This window comes from Bacillus sp. PDNC022 (assembly GCF_016919285.1).
Classification (GTDB): Bacteria; Bacillota; Bacilli; order Bacillales; family Bacillaceae; genus Bacillus; species Bacillus safensis.
Genome location: NZ_CP070345.1, coordinates 2,540,267 through 2,563,636, shown reverse-complemented (window position 1 = coordinate 2,563,636; position 23,370 = coordinate 2,540,267). Strand labels below are relative to the sequence as shown.

Annotated in this window: 22 protein-coding genes; 15 read left to right on the top strand and 7 right to left on the bottom strand. The window is 40.6% G+C overall.

What is annotated here, in order from left to right; translation table 11 throughout:
- Positions 1-4: 4 nt before the first annotated feature.
- Positions 5-706 carry a LytR/AlgR family response regulator transcription factor gene (locus JVX94_RS13040; protein ID WP_095407650.1) on the bottom strand — a complete coding sequence of 234 codons (702 nt, stop codon included), beginning with the start codon at positions 704-706 and terminating at the stop codon, positions 5-7.
- A gap of 161 nt (positions 707-867) precedes the next feature.
- Here JVX94_RS13040 and JVX94_RS13035 point away from each other — a divergent pair, with 161 nt between their 5' ends.
- Together JVX94_RS13035 and JVX94_RS13030 are read left to right on the top strand one after the other, a co-directional pair.
- Positions 868-1,608, top strand: coding sequence for an ATP-binding cassette domain-containing protein (locus JVX94_RS13035; RefSeq protein ID WP_205183427.1), 741 nt, complete (start codon positions 868-870; stop codon positions 1,606-1,608).
- Positions 1,608-2,783, top strand: coding sequence for an ABC transporter permease (locus JVX94_RS13030; RefSeq protein WP_095407651.1), 1,176 nt, complete (start codon positions 1,608-1,610; stop codon positions 2,781-2,783). The genes JVX94_RS13035 and JVX94_RS13030 overlap by 1 nt, the downstream gene beginning before the upstream one ends.
- Before the next feature lie 56 nt (positions 2,784-2,839).
- Here the strand turns inward: JVX94_RS13030 and JVX94_RS13025 are convergent, their stop codons facing one another.
- The 4 genes from JVX94_RS13025 to JVX94_RS13010 form a co-directional block, all read right to left on the bottom strand.
- A complete protein-coding gene (locus JVX94_RS13025; RefSeq protein ID WP_205183425.1) occupies positions 2,840-3,391 on the bottom strand; it encodes a hypothetical protein in 552 nt (183 codons plus the stop codon).
- 16 nt (positions 3,392-3,407) lie between these two features.
- Positions 3,408-4,274: an SAR2788 family putative toxin gene (locus JVX94_RS13020; RefSeq protein WP_205183423.1), complete on the bottom strand. Its 867-nt coding sequence runs from the start codon at positions 4,272-4,274 to the stop codon at positions 3,408-3,410.
- Positions 4,275-4,289: 15 nt separating this feature from the next.
- A complete protein-coding gene (locus JVX94_RS13015) occupies positions 4,290-5,177 on the bottom strand; it encodes a S8 family peptidase (RefSeq protein ID WP_205183421.1) in 888 nt (295 codons plus the stop codon).
- Positions 5,178-6,039: 862 nt separating this feature from the next.
- On the bottom strand, positions 6,040-7,101 hold the full coding sequence (locus JVX94_RS13010) for a DUF4352 domain-containing protein (protein ID WP_039176247.1): 1,062 nt from the start codon (positions 7,099-7,101) through the stop codon (positions 6,040-6,042).
- A 527-nt stretch (positions 7,102-7,628) separates the two neighbouring features.
- Here JVX94_RS13010 and JVX94_RS13005 point away from each other — a divergent pair.
- Both JVX94_RS13005 and JVX94_RS13000 read left to right on the top strand, forming a co-directional pair.
- Positions 7,629-8,057 carry a cell wall hydrolase gene (locus JVX94_RS13005; RefSeq protein ID WP_024424361.1) on the top strand — a complete coding sequence of 143 codons (429 nt, stop codon included), beginning with the start codon at positions 7,629-7,631 and terminating at the stop codon, positions 8,055-8,057.
- A gap of 119 nt (positions 8,058-8,176) precedes the next feature.
- Positions 8,177-8,956, top strand: coding sequence for a glucose 1-dehydrogenase (locus JVX94_RS13000; RefSeq protein WP_095407654.1), 780 nt, complete (start codon positions 8,177-8,179; stop codon positions 8,954-8,956).
- Between the two features lie 20 nt (positions 8,957-8,976).
- Here JVX94_RS13000 and JVX94_RS12995 read toward each other — a convergent pair whose 3' ends face one another.
- A complete protein-coding gene (locus tag JVX94_RS12995; RefSeq protein ID WP_144485963.1) occupies positions 8,977-10,017 on the bottom strand; it encodes an acyltransferase family protein in 1,041 nt (346 codons plus the stop codon).
- A gap of 211 nt (positions 10,018-10,228) precedes the next feature.
- Positions 10,229-11,221 carry an LLM class flavin-dependent oxidoreductase gene (locus tag JVX94_RS12990; protein WP_203129224.1) on the bottom strand — a complete coding sequence of 331 codons (993 nt, stop codon included), beginning with the start codon at positions 11,219-11,221 and terminating at the stop codon, positions 10,229-10,231.
- Positions 11,222-11,635: 414 nt separating this feature from the next.
- On the opposite strand from JVX94_RS12990, the gene JVX94_RS12985 reads away from it, so the two are divergent.
- From JVX94_RS12985 to opuAA, 11 genes are all read left to right on the top strand, one after another.
- On the top strand, positions 11,636-12,238 hold the full coding sequence (locus JVX94_RS12985; RefSeq protein ID WP_024427228.1) for a TerD family protein: 603 nt from the start codon (positions 11,636-11,638) through the stop codon (positions 12,236-12,238).
- Between the two features lie 20 nt (positions 12,239-12,258).
- Positions 12,259-12,840 carry a TerD family protein gene (locus JVX94_RS12980; RefSeq protein ID WP_039176267.1) on the top strand — a complete coding sequence of 194 codons (582 nt, stop codon included), beginning with the start codon at positions 12,259-12,261 and terminating at the stop codon, positions 12,838-12,840.
- 39 nt (positions 12,841-12,879) lie between these two features.
- The gene (locus JVX94_RS12975) at positions 12,880-13,458 is read left to right on the top strand and encodes a TerD family protein (RefSeq protein WP_034664245.1); all 579 of its coding nucleotides are present in this window, start codon (positions 12,880-12,882) and stop codon (positions 13,456-13,458) included.
- A 159-nt stretch (positions 13,459-13,617) separates the two neighbouring features.
- Positions 13,618-14,379 carry a TerC family protein gene (locus tag JVX94_RS12970; protein WP_394336082.1) on the top strand — a complete coding sequence of 254 codons (762 nt, stop codon included), beginning with the start codon at positions 13,618-13,620 and terminating at the stop codon, positions 14,377-14,379.
- A 99-nt stretch (positions 14,380-14,478) separates the two neighbouring features.
- Complete coding sequence (locus JVX94_RS12965; protein WP_111292797.1) at positions 14,479-15,666, top strand: HpcH/HpaI aldolase/citrate lyase family protein; 1,188 nt, start codon at positions 14,479-14,481, stop codon at positions 15,664-15,666.
- A complete protein-coding gene (locus JVX94_RS12960; protein WP_205185560.1) occupies positions 15,656-16,987 on the top strand; it encodes a phosphoribosyltransferase family protein in 1,332 nt (443 codons plus the stop codon). Before JVX94_RS12965 ends, JVX94_RS12960 begins: the two co-directional genes overlap by 11 nt.
- Complete coding sequence (locus tag JVX94_RS12955) at positions 16,980-18,089, top strand: cysteine protease StiP family protein (protein ID WP_205183419.1); 1,110 nt, start codon at positions 16,980-16,982, stop codon at positions 18,087-18,089. Before JVX94_RS12960 ends, JVX94_RS12955 begins: the two co-directional genes overlap by 8 nt.
- On the top strand, positions 18,086-18,901 hold the full coding sequence (locus JVX94_RS12950) for an HAD family hydrolase (RefSeq protein WP_205183416.1): 816 nt from the start codon (positions 18,086-18,088) through the stop codon (positions 18,899-18,901). Before JVX94_RS12955 ends, JVX94_RS12950 begins: the two co-directional genes overlap by 4 nt.
- A gap of 70 nt (positions 18,902-18,971) precedes the next feature.
- Positions 18,972-20,588 carry a YceG family protein gene (locus JVX94_RS12945; protein ID WP_205183414.1) on the top strand — a complete coding sequence of 539 codons (1,617 nt, stop codon included), beginning with the start codon at positions 18,972-18,974 and terminating at the stop codon, positions 20,586-20,588.
- A gap of 14 nt (positions 20,589-20,602) precedes the next feature.
- Positions 20,603-21,697 (top strand): toxic anion resistance protein, encoded by a 1,095-nt coding sequence (locus JVX94_RS12940; RefSeq protein ID WP_034283225.1) that lies wholly within the window; start codon positions 20,603-20,605, stop codon positions 21,695-21,697.
- 399 nt (positions 21,698-22,096) lie between these two features.
- Entirely contained in the window at positions 22,097-23,362 is a 1,266-nt protein-coding gene (gene opuAA, locus JVX94_RS12935) for a glycine/proline betaine ABC transporter ATP-binding protein OpuAA (RefSeq protein WP_205183412.1), read from the top strand.
- The last annotated feature ends 8 nt before the right edge of the window (positions 23,363-23,370 follow it).

Below are 23,370 nucleotides of genomic sequence, written 5' to 3'. Positions count from 1 at the left end.
CTCCTTAAAAATAGTATTTCTTAAAAAATTCTAATTGCTGCTTGGTCATCATGGCTTTTTTATCTGTCCCTTCAAAAGACACGATATACGAATTTTTAGCATACGCCGAGAAATTCTTAATGTAATGAATATTAATAATAAACGATCGGTGGGAGCGGATAAAATCCTTTTCAGCCAGATCGCCCTTTAACTCGTTTAATGTCTGATAGGTCTGAATATCTCCTGTTGTTGTCACGATAGTTGTTGACCGGCCCGTTCGTTCAACAAAAATGACATCCTTTTTCTGCAGCACATGAATATCTGACTGCTGTTTAATGAGAAGCCGTCCATGAATGCTTTTCTCCTGCTTGGTGGACATATAACGCTCTAAGCATTTTGCAATTCGATCAGCTTGGTAGGGCTTCATAATATAATCATGTACATTCAAATCAAACGCATGGACTGCATAACCACTGTTTCCTGTCACAAAGACCACATCGACATTCAGTGCGTGAGAGTGAATAAGGTCCGCTAATTCATAGCCGGACATTCCGGGCATTTCAATGTCAGCGAACAACAGATCAATGTCTCCTTGTTTGACCTTCTCATATGCATCCTCTGCTGACTGCGTGACAAAGACAATGTCCACAGCCTCCATCCTGCCTACAATGGCGTGCAGCTTTTCTAAATCTACTCGGTAATCGTCGACGAGACCTACTTTTATCATAAAAATCACCTATGACTATTCTTATTATTTGTCTATTTTACCATTTGTTTTTTTGAAATAGATCATTTCAAGACAGAAAAAGGACGTTTCGCGACATTTTTGTATCAGGCAAGCGTTATTTTTTCTATCATAGACTTAGAAAGTTGAAAGGGGCGAACCACATGATTACTCTCAGCGATTGCAGCTGCTGGTTTAAAGATAAGAAAAAGGTCGTAAAAGCGATGAAACATATGACGTTCTCCGTGAAGGAAGGGGAAGTCGTTGGCATCCTAGGAGAAAATGGTGCAGGAAAAACGACATTGTTGCGCGCCGTAGCCACATTATTAGAGCCTACGCACGGATCAGTCACTGTCGCAGGCTTTGATACGGTGAAAGAATCAACAGAAGTGAAAAAGCGAATTGGTGTCTTGTTTGGCGGTGAGACGGGGCTTTACGATCGTTTGACGGCACGAGAAAACCTTGAATACTTTGGCAAATTGTATGGCTTAGATCAGCATGAAATCAAAGCAAGAATAGAGGATTTGGCAAAGCGTTTTGGGATGAGACAATACATGGATCGCAAGGTGAAAGGATTCTCAAGAGGAATGAAACAAAAGGTGGCGATTGCCAGAACCTTGATTCATGATCCTGACATTATTTTATTTGATGAGCCGACAACAGGCTTAGATATCACGTCGAGTAATATTTTCAGAGATTTTATCCATCAGCTCAAGCAGCAAAATAAAACCATCCTCTTCTCAAGCCACATCATGGAAGAAGTCAGCCAGCTTTGTGACAGTGTCATGATGATTCATCAGGGAGAGCTTGTGTATAAAGGCACACTTCCAGAATTATATGCACAGGAACAAAGTGAAGACTTGAACTATATCTTTATGTCGAAGCTCGCTAGGGGGATTTCATAATGTGGAAAACCGTCTTTTTAAAAGAAATGACAGATGCGCTGAGGGATCGAAAAACGCTGCTCTTAACCGTGCTGATTCCTCTTTTGACGATGCTTGGACTGGTGTTCTTTTATGAAAGCATGATTGCAGATCCAGGGGATAAAGCCTATACAGTCGCCATCAATGAACAGCTTCCAGCCGAAATGAACCAAATGATCAAAGAGGTGAAAAACCTACACCTTGAAACATTTGATGATCCGCAGCAAGCTGTCAAGGATGGGGAGGCAAATGCTTACCTGGAAATGCCGAAAGAGGCTGGCGATATGCTCAATCATCAAAAGCCATTCGCCATTAAAATTCATGGATATACGACAGATGATGATTCGGTGATCACGGTTCAAATGCTGCAATCATTGCTGGAGCAGTATCAAAATCAGGTGGTCGAGAAGCGTTTAGCAGCGGATCAAATCGATACGTCCGTTATTCATCCGTTTGAAGTGCAGTCCGTGGATGTAGAAGAAGGGGATGAAGGGGAAAACGGAGTGACCGCTATGCTGTTGTCAATTCTCCTTCCAATGATTTTGGTGACCTCCGTCATCTCAGGAGCTTTGCCGGCTGCGCTTGATATTGTAGCAGGTGAAAAAGACCGAAAATCCATTGAAGCCTTATTCCTGACACCGGCCAGCAGACTCCAGATTCTCATTGGGAAATGGCTCGCTGTCTCCATGTTCGGTATTTTAAGTGGGATTGTGGCGATCGGCATGCTGCTTCTATCCACTTTGCTCTTTACAGAAAAGCTGAAGCAAGCTCTGAACTTTGGTGATCAAATGTGGAGCATTATCGGTGTCATGTTTGCGGCGTTAATTATCTTCTCCTTCATGGTATCGATGATTGAACTGCTGCTCAGTGTCGTTTCAAGCTCAGTGAAAGAAGCGCAATCGTACATGTCCATGATCATTACGCTAGGTGTGCTCCCAATGTTCTTTACCATGAGAGCAGGTGCAACGCAGCTAGATACGTATTACTTTGCGGTCCCATTCCTTAATATTCATGCGCTTTGTAAGCAATTGATGTTTGGTATCATCGATCCAATGTCAATCACTCTGACACTCGGCTCCTCAGCACTGGCAGTCGTTATCCTGTTTGTTATCGTCAGAAGCTTGTTTATGAAAGAGAAATGGATGCTTGCGAAATAAAGAAACGCCCTCTATGATAGAGGGCGTTTTCAAGTGAATGCCGATCACCGTATTTTTCAGTTTAAGAAACCGAATTCGTCCAAGTTCTCTAAATAAAATTGAAAATACTCGTCATGAATACCATCAGGATATTCTTCTAACCCATTTTCAATAAGTGCACCTACAATTAAAGCATTTATATACCTATTAAGCTTTTCGCAACTATCTCTTACGGTAAATTCTGAAACATATAATCCATCTTTACTTTCTAAAATGATATCAATTCTTCTACCTTCTTGTTCATCAAGCAATAAGTGATTATACTCCCATTCTTTTACTCTTTTAGGGTTTAACGGATGAAGACGATTATGAAGTACTTGTTCACGATGCTCCTTTTTTTCCTCATCTGAAAACAATTGAATCAATAGACTCGGATCATCAATGACAAAACATTTATATATCTTAGTATATTCAAAGTGATCATCATTCACTAAATCTAAAATCTTTGTTTTTGAAAATTCTCTGGCTTTAAATTTAGATGTTATCATCTCAGCAACTCGTTCTTTAGTAAAAATCAATTGATCTTTTTTATATAAATACTGTTTATATAGCTTTTCGTAATTATACATTATTCACCTCTATTAACTATTTAACAGGACCTCCGTAGAATGAATGAGCCTTTGGAGTTCTTTTATAGGGATGCCAGTGATAATAATAACCTTTCTTCGGCTTACCTCTGTATCTATCTACTTCTTTAAATGGTTTACCTTTTGTATTAGCTCCAGCTGCAACAACTTCTGCCTGACTAGAAGAAATAGACCAAATATCCTTTTTTGACTTCATTCTAGCGATTGCTTGCGATTTACTTAGTCCTTTTCCAACATATACTCCGCCTCGGATAACAGCTTCATAATGATTATATTTTTTTTTGCTTTTAGACCTGTGCTTGTTGGCTTCTGTAGCAATTACATAACCAGCTCCTGCAACAACAATCACTGCACCAGTATGAAATAAAGCAGTCATAACTGCAGGTGTTATTGCTATTCCCACCGGTATTAAAAAGGCGAATGAAGCTGTACCTTCCTCTGAATTATAGGTGAAAATTTCCTCTGTTTCAACATCTTCAAAAGTCGCTTCAAACTCATCGTTTTTAAATTGGTTAATTTTTATTTCATATTCCTTTGATATTTCTTCACCGACTTCATTGAATTCTCTTGTAGTTAAATTAAAACTATCTGCACCAGGTTCTACATTGAGAGTAGCTTCAACCTTATTTCCTTCCGCGTCATTCATTGAAGTATCTAAAACCAATTCATCATTTGATATTTCAAAATTATCAACAGAAATATTTTCTTCAGATAAACTATCTTCTAACATCTCTGAAACAACTTCTTCATCAACAATCATATTATTATCAATTTCTTCTGCCTTGGTATGATTGTTTGGAAATAGACTAGCAACTAAGAAAAACACCAGTAATATTATAATTTTACTTTTAACTTTTAACCACATATAACAATTCCTCCGTTATTTTTTAAAATTGAAACCCTGAATAATCTTACTTTTATTATCCAGCATTTCCGTAGATGAACTCTCCAGATAGGTATAAACCTGTGAAAAGCTCTTTTCATCTTTATTAATTTTCTCTTTATAAAGATAATCGGCAATTACGCCCGTTATGTAAGCTACCGAATAAGAAGATCCTGTATAAACAGAATTTCCTCCTTTATTATTTAACGATAAAACATTAACACCGGGTGCAAAAAAATCAACTTTTCCTAAAGCAGAGAATTGTGGTACTTTATTCTTTGAATCAATTGCCCCGACAGAAATAACATTATCGTATCGAGCTGGAAATTGACTATTTAAACCATAAGTATTACCACTAGCAGCAACAATAATAATTCCTTTTTTTACAGCATCGTCCACTAACTCCCTTAATTCGGGGAAATCCTTTTGAAAACCTAAACTTAAATTAATAATATCTACATTTTGAGATATAGCCCACTTAAAACCATCTATAAAACCCTGTCTTTCAATCTTTCCATCATTTTTGATCACTTTAACAGAATATAGTTCGACATTTTGTGTAACCCCAGTAACTTCACTGTTAGTATTGTTTGCTGTAATTATTCCTGCGATTGATGTACCATGACTTAATTTATTTTCAGACTCAATGGATGAATCTATCGGATTAAATTCTTTTACAATCTTACCTTTTAAATCTTTATGATTCTTATTTATTCCACTATCTAAAACCGCGACTTTAATTTTTTCATTTAATTCTCTCGTACTAATAGTTTCATTTTTAAAATTATCTTTTAGCAAAAAACTAAACACTCCAAAGTATAAAATCACCATTATAAAAACAAATAAAATCAACCATTTCTTTAACTTTAGAATTTTATCAATCATATTTTCTCACTCTTTCAATAATCATTTCCTCCTAGCCTTTTTTATTTAAGTTAAGCTTCTTTTTTTTAATAATAATCGATCGTACCCCCAATAAGTCTTGGTATGTTTCTGAATTTTCATGAAAGATATCACTAATGTATCTCTAAATAAGATCTTTTCGACAACATCAGATAACTCTTTTTGTAAATCGAGTATTTGATAACATAACTTTTTTTTCTTTTGTCAACTAACTTATAGTAGGTCTAATAATATTCATCTTTGAGATTTGAATTGTTGGATAAACAATATTATTTAGTTCACATTAGTATCTATACATTCGAAGGTTTCAGAAGCTAAGACATTTTATTAGACAAGATGATTTTCCATGGTAAATTTTCTCTTTGATGTGGTTACTAATTCTAGCATAATAATAATGTTAAAAAGTTTAAAATTACCTTAAAATGAGCATAAAGAACCTTTTTTTAAAATATATTATAAAAATGGAATTATTTATATTTCAAAGAGTTTTATTAAGGAATAACTTAAAAAAAAGAGTGGGTGAATGAAAATGATGGTTTACTTTTATAATGAGTTAGGAAAGAAGCTAGATTTATAATATAGTTCAATTACAAATAGAGAATGAGGAGTACATTTTTTTACTTCAAGGTTACATTTCATCTTTAACACAAATAAGCAGAAAAGAATCTTAAGTGCAAAAAAGAATAATCAGGATTGAATAACTCATAGTGATCAAGCTAAAGAAATGTTGTCAAGGGTAAGATAACTTGACTATATTCTGGTTTTTGATGATAGATGGGGTTCACGATCACCAAACCAGATGATAAATCATAACAAAAAAACCCCCGGGATCGGGGGTTTTTCTTTAGTTCTTGATGAATTTCTCAACTAATGAGCTTGTTTTGTAGTCGTTCAAATCAAGTTTCCATTGGTCGATATCATTTTTCTTCATGTTCACTTCTACTGTTTCTTCAGAAGATGATGGTCCTAATTTTTTAAATTCATCTGGATAGATAGAAAGTAGATATTTCTGTGCATCATCATAAGATGCTGAACGGTTTTTGCTGTAGAACTCAGTCGCTTTCTCTTTCAAACGATCGACAAGCGGGCTTGCATCAATTGGTGTAAGAGTCACAGTCACGACAGCTTTATCACCACTGATTGCTTTTGTTTTTGTTGATACTTTTGATTTTTCAGCTAATGTTTCTTTTACTGCTTTTAAAAGCTTATCAAGGTTTTCGTCCTTCGCTGAGCTAGAAGAAATACCTGATGAAGTAATGTAACCTTGCTTGAATGATTTATCAAATTCGTTCACAACAGTTGATTTGTTATCACCTGTTAGTTTTTCGAAATCGTCGTTTTTCTTACCAAAAATCATCACATCAATATAAGAAGAAAGAGCTTTTGCAGATGCTTGTAGTGTATCTGCTTTTTTCATTAAGTCTTTTCCTTTAATATCGAATTCTAATGTTTTGTCATCTTTTTTCGATCCGCTTCCTGGCTCTGTGTAAACAAGCTGATAGTCCTTGTCTTTGTCAACAACAAAGAAAAGACCGCCTTTTGTTACTTTGTCTGCATTTAAAGAGCTTGAAGATAATACTTCGTTGTAGTCATCTGGAGAGATCGTAGATACCTGTGCGTCATCTTGGTAAAGCGTGAAGTTGCTTTTATCAACATTGAGAGGCTCTTTGCTGATATTTTTTACAGATACATTCACTTTTAGTACATACTGATCATCCTGTACAGATGTATCGTATTGAGGTGGTAATGTGTACTCAGCACTTTCTACCTTTACTTCTGCTGCATCGAGAGATTTTTTTGTATCGTTTTCTTTCGCAGCTGTTTTGTCTTTTCCACCACTACAAGCAGCAGCGACAACAGTTACACACAAGATCAGAAGAAACAGGGATAATTTCTTTTTAAACATGGCGTGTTTTCCTCCTCGGGTTTATGGTGAATTTCATTGAAAAGCTGTAGTTCATATCATTCTTTTTGCACAAAAAGAAAAATACTGTATGTTTTTTACTGTAGAATGAAGCGAAAGTACTGTCAATACCTCAGTGCGTTTCCGAGGTTGATTGGCTTCAAGTAGTAAAAATGACACTAAGTTGAGAGGAGAGACTTGTAATTTATTATTTGATATCTCCTGTAGAAACTCAACATTTTATATTTTAAGGTTTTGAGTCGGATTATTGAATAGGTTCAAATGACTGTTTTTGAAGATGATGTCGCAATTAGAAGGATTTTTATGACTTGTAAATGAGTATATAGTAATGAATATTTCTTCCTGTTATGTGTATGGTTACTTGGTTTGAGTGTTGTTGGCAGCAAGACACATGTCCAGCAAATTTAGACAGGCTGCCGACACTGAACGTGCTTTTTCATGTCAAAATGGCAGTCATCTACACAGAAACGCTACATAAAATAAAAGAGAAACGAACTGGAGGTGGATGTATGGCAGTGGTAAGAGCGACAAGCTCTGATATTGATTTAATGGCCAGACTGCTGAGAGCGGAGGCAGAAGGTGAAGGGAGGCGAGGGATGCTGCTCGTAGGAAACGTAGGCATCAATCGTTTGCGTGCCAACTGCTCTGACTTTAAAGGGCTGCGTACGATTCCACAAATGATTTATCAGGAGCATGCATTCGAAGCGGTCACGCATGGTTACTTTTATCAACGAGCACGAGAAACCGAAAAAACACTTGCGCGGAGAAATATTAACGGAGAACGTTTTTGGCCGGCAAAATTCAGCCTTTGGTATTTTAAACCGCCTGGCGATTGTCCAGCGACTTGGTACAATCAGCCGTTTGTGGCAAGGTATAAGTCGCATTGTTTTTATCAACCAACCGCCGAAACGTGTGAAAATGTTTATAACACCTTTTAGCTTGATGAAACGCACAATCCTCTTAGAGTACGAATGCAGAGGGTTGTGTTTTTGTTTTTTCCAAAATGGGTAATCATTGTGTATCAACAAGATGAAGCACGTGAATGGAGGAAATAAAAATGTATCAAGATTTAAAAGGGAAAACAGCCATTGTCACAGGCTCTTCAAAAGGAATTGGACAAGCGATCGCATTGCGGTTTGGACAAGAGGAAATGAATGTGGTTGTAAACTATAAAGGCGATGAAGATGGAGCTGAAGAGACCGTACAAGCCATTCAGCAGCACGGAGGTAGGGCGGTGAAAGTGCACGCAGACGTCTCAAAAGAGGAAGGTATCCAAGCTATCATGGATACAGCACTGGAGCATTTCGGTACAGTAGATGTATTCGTCAATAATTCAGGCTTCAACGGCGAAGAAGCGCTGCCTCATGAGATGACGCTTGAGCAATGGCAAAACGTCATCGATGTGAACATAACAGGTGCATTTTTAGGCGCAAAGGCTGCGCTCGCCTATATGATGGAGCATGACATCAAAGGGTCCATTTTAAATATTTCCAGTGTCCATCAGGAAATTCCGCGCCCGTTCAACGTTCATTATTCCACTTCAAAGGGCGGAATGAATATGATGACGAAGACGCTGGCTCTTGATTATGCCGAAGCAGGTATTCGAATCAACGCGATTGCGCCGGGTACCATGGCAACCGAATCGAATGATGATTTGCAGGACGAACAGAAAAAACAAAAGCAGCTTGAGAAAATTCCGATGAGAACCTTTGGTGAACCGAAGGAGATTGGAGCCGCTGCTGCATTCCTCGTTTCTAAGGAAGCGGCGTATATCACAGGCACCACCTTATTTGTGGATGGTGGAATGACACTTTATCCTTCTCAAATCAATGATTAATCCAAAAAACATCCGCCTGTTCAGCCGGCGGATGTTTTTTGTTCGTAGCGTTGTGCGGCTTTGGCCGGTTTGCCGAGCAGCATCGGGTACTTGCTCAGGAAGGAGATACATGGCACCATGAGCAGCAATGTGCCAATCGTATAAAAAAGAGTCCAAGAGAGCTGCGCTGTATCAGCAATATTGATACCAAGTCCATAAAAAACAAATGCTTTCATAATATCGATACCGGCAAACTGCAAGACAAGAATAACAATAGAATTTCGTCCTAGGTACGTCAAAATAGGGGATGTTTTCAATTTAAAGCTTAAATAAATCACGGCAGCTGAACCGAGCAGAGCACATGCATAGAAAATAAAGAGATCACCGTAGTCGTTGACACGCATATCGATCCGTGAATTAAAGCTCTGCATGTAAGCCGTCAGCACAAGCAGACCTGTACATAAAAGAAGAGTTGGATCTGTTTTTAATTCCACAAACCACTGCTTTGCTAAAAATCCAATCGAATAAAACACAACAGCCGTCAAGGCAACATTGGCATTCCAAGGAAGACTTTGATCTAAAAGCAAGGTAGTAGCATATCCAGCACCGCCGCAAAAAACAGTCAGCAAGATCACGGCAGAGGGTTTTCCTTTTGTCAGTCGATGCATAAAGAAAAATAAAATCTCCACTAAAAAGAGCGTCGTTAAAAACCAAATCGCTGGGTTATGTGTGAGTCTTGCTTCATCTGCATTGGATATGAAAATACCTGTAAACGGAACGAAAGGGTCAATATCCGTTTGTCCCTTGAATGCGAAAAAACGGGTAACGGAGAACCAAAATACATACGTAATGATGGAGAAATAAAGATAGGGTAAGAGTAAGCTTTTGGCTTTTTTCTGAATAAATGACAGAGCAGGGGATGAGGATGATCGAAACATCATACCTGATAGTAAAAAGAAAAGCGGCATATGAAAAGAGTAAATGAACTGCTTGAGCGAATCTGGAATGGGCACATGCGCCATGACCACGAGCAGAATGCCGATTCCTTTCGCTGCATCTACCCAATCGAGTCTCTTTTTCATGTCCTGTCATCTCCTTCTTTCTCAGCGTTGTAAACCGTCCTTTGAATATGTACCTCTACTATATAAAAGGTACACCTCTTATGCGTTTACAGTTCGCTAACGATTAGAAGACACATTTGCGATCAGATGACAGACGGAAGGATTTTGACATCTTGATGTTACATTTCCCATTTTTTATGACAATGTAAAAAAGAAGCCTAGAAAGCTGGCTTCAAAATAATTCTGCTATTCGCTTGAAGGAACGCTGTTTTTCGATTGGATCAAAGGAATTGTTGAGAATCATGATGTCATCCGTTTGATAGCGGTCCATCAAGGTCTGTAATTGCTCTTTCACCGTTTCCTTCGAGCCAACAATCATCCGCTGGCGGTTTTGCAGCACTTTTTCCTTCTCCTGCGTGGTGTAGTGATAGGCATTTGCTTCTTCTATAGAAGGAACACGGCTGTCCAGTCCTTTTTCAACACGCAGCAGCCATAAATCTGTACTGCTGGCGATCCGGTCTGCTTCTTCATCTGTTTCACCGCAGATGACAAAGACGGCAAACATAGATTGTGGCTGGCTGGAAAAGACAGATGGAGAAAAGTGTGATCGATACGTCTCAAATGCTTGCTTGCCGCGTGCAGGATGGATAAAGTGGCCAAAAATATAGTTGATTCCAAGCTCCGCCGCCTGCACGGCACTGTTTTCTCCCAGTCCAAGCAGCCAAACCGGCGGATGAGCATCAACAAGCGGAGCAGCTTTCACGCCTGCGTGCGGATGACCAGAAGGCAGGCTGTCTGATAAGTAAAAAAGAAGGTCCTTCAGCTGGCGGTCAAACTGAGACAGGTCTTTATGCCCGCCGTCTGTCAAAGCGAGTCTCGTCCTTTCAATCCCACCCGGAGATTTGCCGACTCCGATCTCAATCCGTCCAGGATAAAGGGCTTCAAGCTGCCGCGTGACCTCTGCTACTTTAAACGGACTGTATTGAGGAAGTAAAATGCCGCCAGATCCGGTACGCAAGGTCGATGTATGAGACGCAATATGGGCCATTAATATTTCAGGCGCTGTACTAGCGAGCCCTCTTGTGCTGTGGTGTTCAGCGAACCAATAGCGCTCATACCCAAGTGTTTCAGCCAGCTGAGCCAGCTGCGTTGTGTGATTCAATGTCTCCTGTGCTGTCTGACCTTTAGGAATGGCGACTTGATCTAATATATGAAGTGATGGCATCATCAACATCCTTTCATCAACATGCTGAATATAAGTATAAAGAAATCCATGGATGGAAGGAAACGAAAGGGTTTAGCCTTTGATCACATGCTTTTATCTTTTCTATATCAACATATGAAACCACATCAATACGGTCCTTTTCAGCAAGAGCTGCTCATCGGGAACTTTCGACAATGTTTCACATGAAACAATTCATTTACGACATGAACCATTTTTAATATGCATCTTTCGTTAAAAAAATATAAAGTGTTTGAAACCTATCTTGAACATAGATCGTATATACTAGTAAATAGAAAAAAGAGTAAGAGGCTCCAATGTCATTTCATGAATTTTGTCGAATTTTCATGTATGATGATTTTAATAGGGTCCATCGCTTAATAAATAGATTTTTATTATGCTGGAGGAGTGATTGATTTGGCGATTACATTAGAAAAAGGTCAACGTATTGATTTAACAAAAGGGAAAACAGGGCTAACGAATATTCTTGTTGGACTTGGCTGGGACCCTGTATCACAAGGCGGCGGATTTTTAGGAAAGCTGTTTGGCGGCGGAGGCGGCGCTGATGTTGATTGTGATGCTTCAGTGCTTATGCTGAAAAATGATAAGTTTACGGAAAATAAAGATTTGATTTATTTTGGCAACCTAAAAAGTAAATGCGGCAGTGTTGAGCATACAGGTGACAACCTGACTGGTGAAGGAGACGGAGATGATGAACAAGTCCTCGTCAACTTGAGCAAGGTGCCGGGTAATGTGAATAAATTGGTGTTTGTCGTGAACATTTATGATGCCCTTAGAAGAAACCAACACTTTGGTATGATTCAAAATGCTTACATTCGCATTGTTGATCGTTCAAACAATCAAGAATTAGTGAAATATAATTTAAAAGATGATTATGCAGGAAAAACATCATTAATCGTCGGAGAGCTTTATCGTCACGAGAATGAGTGGAAATTTGCGGCTCTTGGAAATGGTACAAATGATGCAAAGCTTGCTGATATTACGAGAAACTATATTTAAACAGAAGGGAGAGGTTCCTAGTGGGAATTTCTTTAGCGAAAGGTCAAAAAATTGATTTAACAAAAACGAATCCGGGTTTAACAAAAGTAGTCGTCGGTCTTGGCTGGGACGTCAATAAGTATGACGGCGGACATGACTTTGATCTAGACGCAAGTGTATTCCTTTTAGATGCGGCAGGTAAAGCAAGCTCTCCATCTGACTTTGTCTTTTACAACCAAACAACTGGCGGAGGCGGAAGTGTCGTACATACAGGCGATAACCGCACTGGCGAAGGGGACGGAGATGACGAGCAGGTCAATGTTGATCTTGCAGCTGTACCAGCAAGTATTGAGAAGATTTCATTTGTCATTACGATTCATGATGCAGAAGCGCGCAGTCAAAATTTCGGACAAGTGTCTAACGCATATGTACGTATTTTAAATGCTGCATCAAATGAAGAACTCATTCGCTACGATTTGGCAGAGGATTTCTCAATTGAGACAGCCATTATTGTAGGTGAATTATACCGTCATGGCGGGGAATGGAAATTCTCAGCTGTCGGGTCAGGCTATCAAGGCGGCCTTGCACGCATTGCAACGGACTTTGGCTTAGATATCGGATAACGATCATTCCCTATTTTCAAAGACAGGAGAGATAAGAATATGGCGATTCAGCTTTCAAAAGGACAACGTGTCGATTTAACCAAAACCAATCCAGGGCTGACGAAAGTGATGATCGGTCTTGGCTGGGATACGAATAAATATTCTGGCGGAGCCGAATTTGATTTGGACGCTTCGGCTTTCTTGGTGGATGCAAACAATCGTTGTCAGCAAGATACAGATTTCGTGTTCTACAATAACCTTCAGCATCCGAGCGGCAGTGTCACTCATACAGGTGATAACCGGACGGGTGAAGGAGATGGAGATGACGAGCAAATTCTCGTTGATTTCTCGAAAATTCCTGCTAACATTGATCGTATCGGAATTACAGTTACGATCCATGATGCAGAGACGCGCAGCCAGAATTTTGGACAAGTCTCTAATGCATTTGTTCGTGTTGTAAATGAAGAGGGCGGGGAAGAATTGATTCGCTTCGATTTAGGGGAAGACTTCTCGATTGAAACAGCTGTTGTGGTATGTGAATTGTACCGACACGGAAGTGATTGGAAGTTTAACGCGATCGGAAGCGGATTCTCTGGCGGCCTTGCAGCTCTTTGTCAAAATTATGGGTTAGAAGTGTAAATAAGAGAAATAAATCAATTCAAGAGGTGCTGTCAAAAACTCATATGAGGGTCTTTTCCAAAGTGAGAAAGAAACAGCGATCAAGAATAACAGCAGGCGAAAGCCTGCTGATGCTTCTACACTTATAGGAGGAAAACCAAGTTGGAGATTTTGAAACATATGTTGGATACGTACGCCTCGTTTTTTGATTGGCATATGTGGGCAGAGGTATTAACAGACCCTGTCTCTTGGGGGCTTATTGGGACGCTTGTCGTGCTTGAAGGATTGTTATCTGCAGATAACGCACTTGTATTAGCTGTTATGGTGAAACATTTACCTGAAAAGCAGCGTAAAAAGGCATTAACCTACGGATTAATTGGCGCTTATTTCTTCCGTTTTCTATTCATTGGCGTAGGGATGCTGCTTATTAAGTTCTGGTGGATTAAGGTTCTCGGAGCTGCTTACTTAGCATGGCTTGTTATTAAGCACTTCTGGTTAGGTGACGGCGATGATGAAGCGAAGGAACTGAAAAAAGAAGGCTGGATGATTCGTGTATTTGGTGTGTTCTGGGCAACCGTTATTTCTGTAGAAATTATGGACCTTGCCTTCTCGGTGGACAGTATTCTTGCGGCATTCGCAGTATCTGAGCAAGTATGGATTCTGCTATTAGGCGGAATGCTTGGAATTCTCATGATGCGTACAGTGGCACAGTTATTCCTTGTCCTCATTGACCGTATTCCAGAGCTTGAGAATACCGCGTTTATTCTCATCGGGATTATTGCAATCAAAATGGGTTTAAGTGCTGCAGATATTGAAATTCCGCATCTTGCATTCTTTGCGATTATTATTCTAGCGTTTATCGGAACATTTATTGTTCATAAAATCAATAAGAAGAAACATCAAGATGTGACAAACGAAGCTGCGGCTTCAAAAGAAGAATAGGACGATCAAAAAGGAATGGAGTTGATTAGCGGCTCCATCCTTTTTTGAATCATCAAGTCATTTGTTCGATTTTCTCTCAACAACAGGAGGTGGCACAGCATGCGGTATTTTCAGTTTTTATCAGAGGCGAGGCAGCACGATATTTTTTTCAAACGGCCGGTGGCGATGCATTTGATGACGCCAAGGCACGTACTTGCGCATGCATTAGGTGCTACTTTGTATATGCCTGCGACAAGACAGGATATAGCAGACATGCTGCTGTCGCAGAAATATGAAGCGCTTTGCTCTGTTGTATTTTGTTTAGAGGATGCCATCGGTGATCAAGAAGTGGAAATGGCTGAACAGAATCTAGTGGTACAACTCGCCAAACTGTCGGACAAATTAACGCATACACCTGAAATGGCTGAACAAATGCCGCTTTTATTTATTCGGGTTCGTTCGCCGAAGCAGCTGCTCAAAATGGCAGATTTGCTTGGTCCATCTCTTCGTTTATTGACGGGTTTTGTATTTCCGAAGTGTTCTATTCATAATGCGAAGGATTATTTGGACAGCTTGAAACAGGCGTCAGCACAAACGAAGACAACGCTGTACGGTATGCCCATTTTGGAAACACCCGATTTATTAGAAAAAGAAACAAGATATACGGTGCTGTCTAAGTTAAAGCAGATCATGCTGAATGATGAAGAATATATTTTGAATATTCGTATTGGGGCAACCGATCTTTGCGGCTTATATGGCATTCGCCGTGATCGCGACACCACCATCTATGAAATCAGATTGATTGCGGATTTGATCACAGATATTATTAATTATTTTGGCCGTTCCTTTGTTGTTTCAGGTGCTGTATGGGAGCATTTTGGCCCTGCTCGAAAGGAACAAAAACCATTTATCCGTGCGCTTTCTAAGGGCGGTGAGCTGTCCTTATCTGAATTCGATGACGTACAAGGTTTACTCAAAGAGACAAGACTCGATGTAGCCAACGGCATTCTTGGAAAGACAGTAATTCATCCAACACATCTCAAGCCAGTCCAAAGCATGTACGTTGTGACAAAGGAAGAGTACTTGGATGCATTAAGCATTTTGGAACATGCCGACGGCACAGTTGGCGTGATGAAGAGTGCCTTTTCTAATAAGATGAATGAAACGAAGCCCCATTACCGGTGGGCAGAGCACATATTAATTAAGTCAGACATTTACGGGGTGTTTCATGAAAATAGAAGCTATATCGACATACTCACAGAATCAGAAGCGGCATACGCTGAACATCTTGGAACATATGGAGGTTGAGCTTGACCTCAAAGAAGGTGCGCTCCAGCTGGAAAAAGAGCATCTTTTTGAGATGGCGGCAAGGGTGAACAAAAAAAGAGCCTTTTTATTCGTTAGTAAGGTGCTTGGAAAGCATATTCCCGTTCATCCAGTAAAACCGCTCCTTGTCTCGGGTCTTTTAGCGATGGCATATGCCAAAGAGCAAACGGGAAAGACGCCCCCGCACCAAGATCTTATCGTAGAGGCACTCAAGACGGATGATCATGCGGCGTTAACGGCAGCCTATGAAACTCTTAAAAAAGAGAAGTTATCAGCAGGTAATGAGCCTGTCGTCATCGGCTTTGCGGAAACGGCAACAGCCCTTGGTCATGGGGTGTATGATGTGATAGAAGGCGCATCATACATTCATACGACACGTGAACAGCTGCTGGATCTTGACCCATCGTTGGTATTTGAAGAAGAACATTCACATGCAACAGATCAGCTTTGTTATGCAGACGAAGCATTACTTCGCACAGACCGCCCCATCGTGTTAGTAGATGATGAAGTCACAACAGGTCGTACCAATATCAACATCATTCGTGACCTTCATGCAAAGTACCCAAGGCATTCTTATACCATTCTTTCCATTTTGGACTGGCGGACGGAGGAGCATGAGAAAGCCATGAGCCAGCTTGAAGAGGAGCTTGGCATTCACATTACATCTTTGTCTTTATTAAAAGGGCAGATGGTCTTTCGAGGCAAAACGCTCGATGAGCCAGCTTATTCGTATGAGATTGCGGAGCAAGAGAAGCAGCCAAGTCTCTCTTTTCACTCTCTTCAACCTTTCTTTAAGCAAGTGCCATATTCACTTTCTCATGCAGCAAATTCGGCAGGTCATTCGCCATATATACATGAAACGGGCCGTTTTGGTTTAAATGCGACAGATACGGAAGCGCTCGACCAAGCAGCTGCTGAAGCGGGATTGAGGCTGCGGCAGGAACGCAAAGGAAAACAAACACTCTGCTTAGGGACAGGTGAGCTGATGTATGTGCCGATGAGACTGTCTGCACATATGGGGGAAGGCGTTCTCTTTCATTCAACGACGAGAAGCCCCATTCACCCAGTCGAAAAGGATGGATACGCTGTCCAAAATGGATTTACCTTTATGAATCCAGAGGATGCCCGAATTCAGCACTACGTGTACAACATTCCAAAAGGTGAATATGATGATGTATTTCTCTTTTTTGAGAAAAAGGTCTCTCAGGAGGCATTGCTTCCGCTTGTTCATTTATTTGCTGAGCGGCATGTGAAGCATGTGCATATTGTGACTTTATCAGACGAGGTGAAGGTGAATGGCTAATGTGTATACAAAGATGGGGAGCTATCCAGAGCAGGATGTAACCTTCTTACTCAAAGATTTATCCTCTATAGAGATGGAGAAAAGTACAGAAGAGCGGGAGCGTTCGATTCAGAGCGGTGCGCATTATTCAGAAATGCTGCCAATTGAGTACAAACCAACGGCATCTTATATGACTTTATTCTATCAATCTCTTGAAGAAAGTAAGGAAAAGGTAGCAGAAGCAGTAGCTATTGTAGCAGAACAGATTGTGAAAAAGCGAGGCTTCCAAACCGTACTTTGCAGCTTAGCGCGTGCAGGGACACCGATCGGGGTGCTGATTAAACGATATATTCGAAAGACGTATGGTGTCGATCTGCCCCATTACAGCATCTCTATTATTCGCGACCGCGGAATAGACGAGAATGCCCTGCATTATATGCTGAAAGAACATCCAGGTTTTGAAATTGCTTTTATCGATGGATGGACTGGAAAAGGGGCGATTTCAAAAGAACTCCAAAAAGCTGTTCTTGATTTTGAAAAAAAGTATGGTGTGCGTCTCTCTAGTGAGTTGGCTGTACTGGCTGACCCTGGCTATTGTACACATGTATACGGAACGAGAGAGGACTTTCTTATTCCAAGTGCCTGCTTGAATTCAACGGTGTCTGGACTGGTCAGCCGTACGGTACTAAACAACCGCTGGATCAATGCCGATGATTTCCATGGGGCCAAGTATTATAAAGAGCTGCTTGATGAGGATGTGTCCAATCTGTATGTGGATACAATTGAAGAAGCATTTTCCAGCCTCGGACCAAATGTACAAGAGAAAGCAGAAACCATACTTACGCAAGGGGCGCCGGCAGATTGGCGGGGGATGGCTTCCATTGAAGCAATCGGCCGGGAGTTTCAAATTGAAAATACCCATTTGATTAAGCCGGGTGTTGGTGAGACGACCCGTGTGCTGCTTAGAAGAATCCCTTGGAAAATCTTGATTCAGCCTGGATCTCAAGAAAAGCTGAAGCATATTTTACTTTTGGCTGAGGACAGAGGTGTTCCTGTCATTGAATATGCCAATATGTCCTACACATGTTGTGGGTTAATTCGCCCGCTGGAGCAAACGTCATGAAGACATATGCATTTGCCAGTGATTTAGACCGGACGCTGATTTACTCACATCGAGTGCTTGACCAGTATGCGTATGAAGGAGAGTATGATTTAGTTGAGGTGCTGGACGAACGCCCGCTTTCCTATATGTCTATTGAAACGAAAAAATCCTTGCAGACGATTCATCAATCAGGCTGGTTCATTCCAGTGACGACAAGAACAACCGCACAGTATGAACGAATCACCTTCTTTGAGCAAGAGCTTAAACCGGAGTATGCTGTCACAACAAACGGGGGCTGTATTCTTCACCATGGCAAGCCGCTTGAGGATTGGCAGGCCATTGTAGATGAGAGACTTAGAGAGTGTATGCCAGTCAGAGAGATGCTGAGGGCGATCTCCGAGCTTCCAGTTGCGGCATGGGTGAAGCGTACCCGTACAGCAGAGGGGAGATTTCTTTATTTAATTATGAAAGATGAGTATCTATCTCACATTCCGCTTGCTGAATTGAAGTTGTGGGGCGAGGAGAGAGGCTGGCAGGTTTCTCTTCAGGGTCGGAAGCTTTACTTTATTCCACAGCCGCTTAATAAGTGGGATGCTGTTGCTTTTCTAAAGGACAGGCTGCAGATTAAATACGTCTATGGTGCGGGTGATTCCCTGTTAGATGCAGGGCTCATTCGTCAATCAGATATGGGCTTTGCCCCAAAGCATGGAGAAGTTCTCGACTTTGACCCATCACTTGAGCCGACATCGGCATCTGGCATGGCCGCAGCGGATGAAATCACCGCTTGTGTCATCGAGCAGATGATGAACGTAAAAAAGCCTTCGATTCGATAGCAGAAGTAGAAGGCTGAATGATATGATAGTAGTAGCTTTCGAGAAAATATAGGAGAAAGGAAGGAGCGGCGTGAGTTATAAAGAAATCAATGTCACCCATACACGGGCGGAGCAGGAAGCCTGGAAAAACGTGCTGAAAAAGCCGCTCCCTGAAAGAGACGGTTATGTAAAGGACGAGCATACGTTGTCCTTGCCGCGTCTCGCCGCCCGGGTCCTTGGAACTCCGCATGATGCAACCGATTATTTTATTTATTTACATGAATTATACGAAACAGACGGCATGCATATTTTAAGTGAAACACTCAATCGTCATATTGAGCCGGAGCATTTTCAGGCGTTGCAGCGTATTCATTTGATTAACCAACAAGAAAAGGGATTGTCCGTGAATCGCTTTGTGGCTTTTTTAGATGGTGAACAGCTGATTGTACGCCATCCAAACCCTGTGATGAACCGGCATATCCGACTTTCATTGATCAAGGTGTTTGAGCATTTCAAGCAGCTGCATGAAGGTGGATTTCAGCATCCCGATTTCCGCCGGGTTCTGCTGGATGTCGTGAAGTTTTCAAATAATCATCTAGGTCCATGGCTGAAGGAAGTCAATATAGAAGAAAAAATGCCGGCTGTCATTTGGTATGGAGAGGCGAATAAAAGTCAGCTTTATTTTCTTTACTATGTCATGCTGATTGGCTGTGATGTTGTGCTATTTCATCCAGAAGGCGAGGATTCGTTCCGCGAATTAGATCCAGAAGAAAAGCTGACTTTTATTGATCAGTACCCGGGAACTTCAAAGCTTGAGCCGTTCCCTACTGAAAAGCCTGAGAGGAAATCAACGGTGGCGTACCGCTCGACAAGAGAGCTTGAAGAGGTGCTTCACACGGAAGATTCAATGCTGTATAAGCCGTGGCAATTCAGAGATCATACTCCTCATTCCATTACGCTCAAGACAACGTATGATGAGCTGTTTTTAATTGCAAAGGAACGATCCTTTATCCGCCCGAATTTCAAAGCAGACCGGGACACGATACAGATTCCGAATCTTTTTGCAAAAATGATGGGTGTCACACGAGACAAACGTGAATACTGGGATCGTATCCACACGTTAATGGAAGGGAAAGAAACGAAGACCATTCGCCATTTTCCTTTTACGAAAGAAGTGACATCGAATTATCAATTTCATTATCAGCATGCACTTTCTTCTACTGGAGAGATTGATCCTGAATTATTAATGAAAAGCAATGTGTGGCAGTTTTCTCATCTATATGAGGGCGCGCAGCGTGCGATAGCAGAGGCGATATCTCGAATCTGTCAGCATCCGAAGCTATTAAAAGAAGGCAATGAGACAGAATTAGATGTCCGCATTTATTTATTCAAACAGGTTCTGCATATGAGTCAGGACCTCGTTGAACTGATTCAAACCTTTGATTATGCACAAACCGTACCGAAAGTGATTTTATACCATACGGAATATAATGGTGAGCTGACTCGCTCTGATGCGGCCGCCCTGATTTTCCTAAATGAAATGGGTGTGGATCTCTTCGTATATCATCCGGCGGGATATCAGTGTATCGAACGGTATATCGATGACCAATTATTTGATACCCATTGGCTTGATGAGATGGTCATGAACCAGGAGTTTAAAGAGCCGTCCATCGTTAGAAAGTTATTTCAATCCATTAAAAACCGATAAGGAGATCAAAGCTTATGACAAATACAAACGGAAATGACATCATTTCAATTGATAAAGAGGAAATCACGATTGAGAAGGCAGACGATATTCGCGTTCAGCTTCGAAATGAGCCAGAAGTGCAAAATATTGCGAGACAGATCGATGCGAAAAATCAGCTGGAATTGCTTGAATACGGAAAACAGCCGGCCGTTGAAATCTCTAAGTTCTCTGATCGTATCCTTTCAATGATGCGTTCAACAAGTGTCACTGACTCAGGAACAATGCTGACGCAGCTTGGCAAGATTATGGATCGCTTTGATAAAAATGATTTTGACGAACCGAAGGGTGGTTTGCTGTCAAAAATCTTTAAGCGCGGCGGCAGCATGATCGAAAAGATTTTTAGTAAATATCAAACCCTTGGTGCAGAAATTGAAAAAATTAATGTAGAAATTAGTAAATATAAAGATGAAATGACCAAATCGACTGTGACGCTTGAAGAAATGTATGAGCATAACATTCAATACTACATGGAGCTTGAAAAGTATGTCGTAGCTGGTCAAATGAAAATCGAAGAATTAAAGCAATTGGTTCCTTCATATGAAGAAAAAGCAGCTAGTGGAAACCAGCTGGCACAAATGGAGCTTGATACGCTTCGTAATGGCATTCAAGCGCTTGAAGAGCGTGTATATGATCTTGATATGGCGCGAATGGTGGCGCTTCAAACAGCACCGCAAATCCGTCTGCTTCAGCGTGGGAATACGAAATTAATCGGTAAAATCAACTCTGCCTTCATCATCACGATTCCAATTTTCAAAAATGGGATCATTCAAGCTGTTACAGCGAAGAGACAAAAGCTTGTGGCTGATTCTATGAGTGAGCTGGATAGAAGAACAAATGAAATGCTGAAACGAAATGCTGAAAATATTTCAAGTCAAAGTGTGGAGATTGCCAAATTATCTGGACGTCCAAGCATCGACATTGAAACGATCGAATCTTCCTTTAATACAATTGTACAAGGGATGAAAGAGACGAAGCAGATCGAAGAAGAGAACAAGCGATTACGCGAAGATGGAACAAAACGTATGCTTGAGCTTCAAGATAATATTAAGCGGGCTGCCCTGGAATCCTAAAAAACAAGCTGTCTGTAACTAAAGTTGCAGGCAGTTTTTTTATGAATTTAATTTAAATTTGAGAAAAAAGGTTTTTATGTGACCTTTTTCGGGTAAATCCTGTTCAGGGGAATGGTTCGCCCATGATTCAAAAAATCTGCTATGACGAGGATTCGGCTTATTTTTTAGCACAATTAGGAATTTCCAGTAAAATATTGTCTGATGAGAGGAAATACCCCGTAAAATATGTAGTTTATGAAGCATTCTATAGGATTTACGAGTAATACGGCGTATAAACTCTAATGACCAGACCTCTATATGGAATTCATACATATTGTGGGGAAATAAGCGAATTCTAAAGATTGTTCGCATCATAACGCTTATGTTACGGTTATAAAGATGCTAATTTGGAGGGAAAATATGAATTCTGAAGAGAGAAATATCAAAATCAAGATAAATAATGTATCTAAAATTTTCGGTAAAAATGCTAAAAAAGCATCTCAAATGCTTGAAAAAGGGAAAACAAAAAGAGAAATCCTAAAAGAGACCGGCGCAACTGTTGGTGTCAATCGAGCAAATTTTGATGTATATGACGGCGAGATATTTGTCATCATGGGGCTATCAGGGAGCGGAAAGTCCACACTTGTGCGGCTGCTAAACAGGTTAATCGAACCAACCTCCGGTGAAATATATATTGATGGGGATATGATAACAAATATGTCAAAGGATCAATTGCGTGAAGTCAGACGGAAAAAAATCAGCATGGTTTTCCAAAACTTCGCATTGTTCCCGCACCGTACAATTCTTGAGAACACAGAGTATGGTCTTGAATTGCAAGGTGTAGATAAAGAAGAGCGCAGATCAAAAGCGCTTGAATCTTTAAAGCTTGTTGGACTTGAAGGCTTTGAAGAGCAATACCCAAATCAATTAAGTGGTGGTATGCAGCAGCGTGTTGGATTGGCACGTGCGTTAGCGAATGACCCTGACATTTTATTAATGGATGAAGCATTCAGCGCACTAGATCCATTAATTCGTAAAGATATGCAGGATGAATTGCTTGAGCTTCATACATCTGTAGGAAAAACGATCATTTTCATTACCCATGATTTAGATGAGGCGCTTCGTATTGGTGACCGCATTGTACTCATGAAGGACGGAAATATCGTTCAAATCGGAACACCAGAAGAAATTCTGATGAACCCATCGAATGAATATGTTGAACGTTTCGTTGAAGATGTTGACCTTTCTAAAGTATTAACCGCTGGTCATATTATGAAACGTGCCGAAACAGTTCAGATCGATAAAGGGGCACGTGTTGCACTTACGCTCATGAAAAACCTTGGGATTTCGTCTATTTATGCAGTAGATAAGAAAAAGCATTTATTAGGTGTCATTTCTGCCCAAGCAGCGAAAAAGGCAGCAGAAACGGGAGCGTCACTTGAAACTGTTCTTGATAAAGAATTTACGACAGTGTTGGAATCTACGTATTTGACAGAGATCTTTGATGCGGTATCTGATGCGAACATTCCGATTGCCGTTGTCGATGAGAAAAACAGAATGAAGGGCATTGTGGTCAGAGGTGCATTGATTGGTGCATTATCAGGAAATGATGAGTATATCAACATGTCTTCTAACAAGCTAGAGGAAATTAAAGCACAAGAGCCTTCTGCACAGGAGGTAGAATAAGATGTTTA

Coding starts and splice junctions, on each gene's coding strand:
- JVX94_RS13015 (WP_205183421.1), bottom strand. CDS start 5,177: ATGATTGATAAAATTCTAAAGTTAAAGAAATGGTTGATTTTATTTGTT.
- JVX94_RS12975 (WP_034664245.1), top strand. CDS start 12,880: ATGGCGATTCAGCTTTCAAAAGGACAACGTGTCGATTTAACCAAAACC.
- JVX94_RS13010 (WP_039176247.1), bottom strand. CDS start 7,101: ATGTTTAAAAAGAAATTATCCCTGTTTCTTCTGATCTTGTGTGTAACT.
- JVX94_RS13020 (WP_205183423.1), bottom strand. CDS start 4,274: ATGTGGTTAAAAGTTAAAAGTAAAATTATAATATTACTGGTGTTTTTC.
- JVX94_RS12990 (WP_203129224.1), bottom strand. CDS start 11,221: ATGCCATCACTTCATATATTAGATCAAGTCGCCATTCCTAAAGGTCAG.
- JVX94_RS12995 (WP_144485963.1), bottom strand. CDS start 10,017: ATGAAAAAGAGACTCGATTGGGTAGATGCAGCGAAAGGAATCGGCATT.
- JVX94_RS13025 (WP_205183425.1), bottom strand. CDS start 3,391: ATGTATAATTACGAAAAGCTATATAAACAGTATTTATATAAAAAAGAT.
- JVX94_RS13030 (WP_095407651.1), top strand. CDS start 1,608: ATGTGGAAAACCGTCTTTTTAAAAGAAATGACAGATGCGCTGAGGGAT.
- JVX94_RS12960 (WP_205185560.1), top strand. CDS start 15,656: ATGGAGGTTGAGCTTGACCTCAAAGAAGGTGCGCTCCAGCTGGAAAAA.
- JVX94_RS12950 (WP_205183416.1), top strand. CDS start 18,086: ATGAAGACATATGCATTTGCCAGTGATTTAGACCGGACGCTGATTTAC.
- JVX94_RS12955 (WP_205183419.1), top strand. CDS start 16,980: ATGGCTAATGTGTATACAAAGATGGGGAGCTATCCAGAGCAGGATGTA.
- JVX94_RS13000 (WP_095407654.1), top strand. CDS start 8,177: ATGTATCAAGATTTAAAAGGGAAAACAGCCATTGTCACAGGCTCTTCA.
- JVX94_RS13005 (WP_024424361.1), top strand. CDS start 7,629: ATGGCAGTGGTAAGAGCGACAAGCTCTGATATTGATTTAATGGCCAGA.
- JVX94_RS13035 (WP_205183427.1), top strand. CDS start 868: ATGATTACTCTCAGCGATTGCAGCTGCTGGTTTAAAGATAAGAAAAAG.
- opuAA (WP_205183412.1), top strand. CDS start 22,097: ATGAATTCTGAAGAGAGAAATATCAAAATCAAGATAAATAATGTATCT.
- JVX94_RS13040 (WP_095407650.1), bottom strand. CDS start 706: ATGATAAAAGTAGGTCTCGTCGACGATTACCGAGTAGATTTAGAAAAG.
- JVX94_RS12940 (WP_034283225.1), top strand. CDS start 20,603: ATGACAAATACAAACGGAAATGACATCATTTCAATTGATAAAGAGGAA.
- JVX94_RS12965 (WP_111292797.1), top strand. CDS start 14,479: ATGCGGTATTTTCAGTTTTTATCAGAGGCGAGGCAGCACGATATTTTT.
- JVX94_RS12970 (WP_394336082.1), top strand. CDS start 13,618: ATGTTGGATACGTACGCCTCGTTTTTTGATTGGCATATGTGGGCAGAG.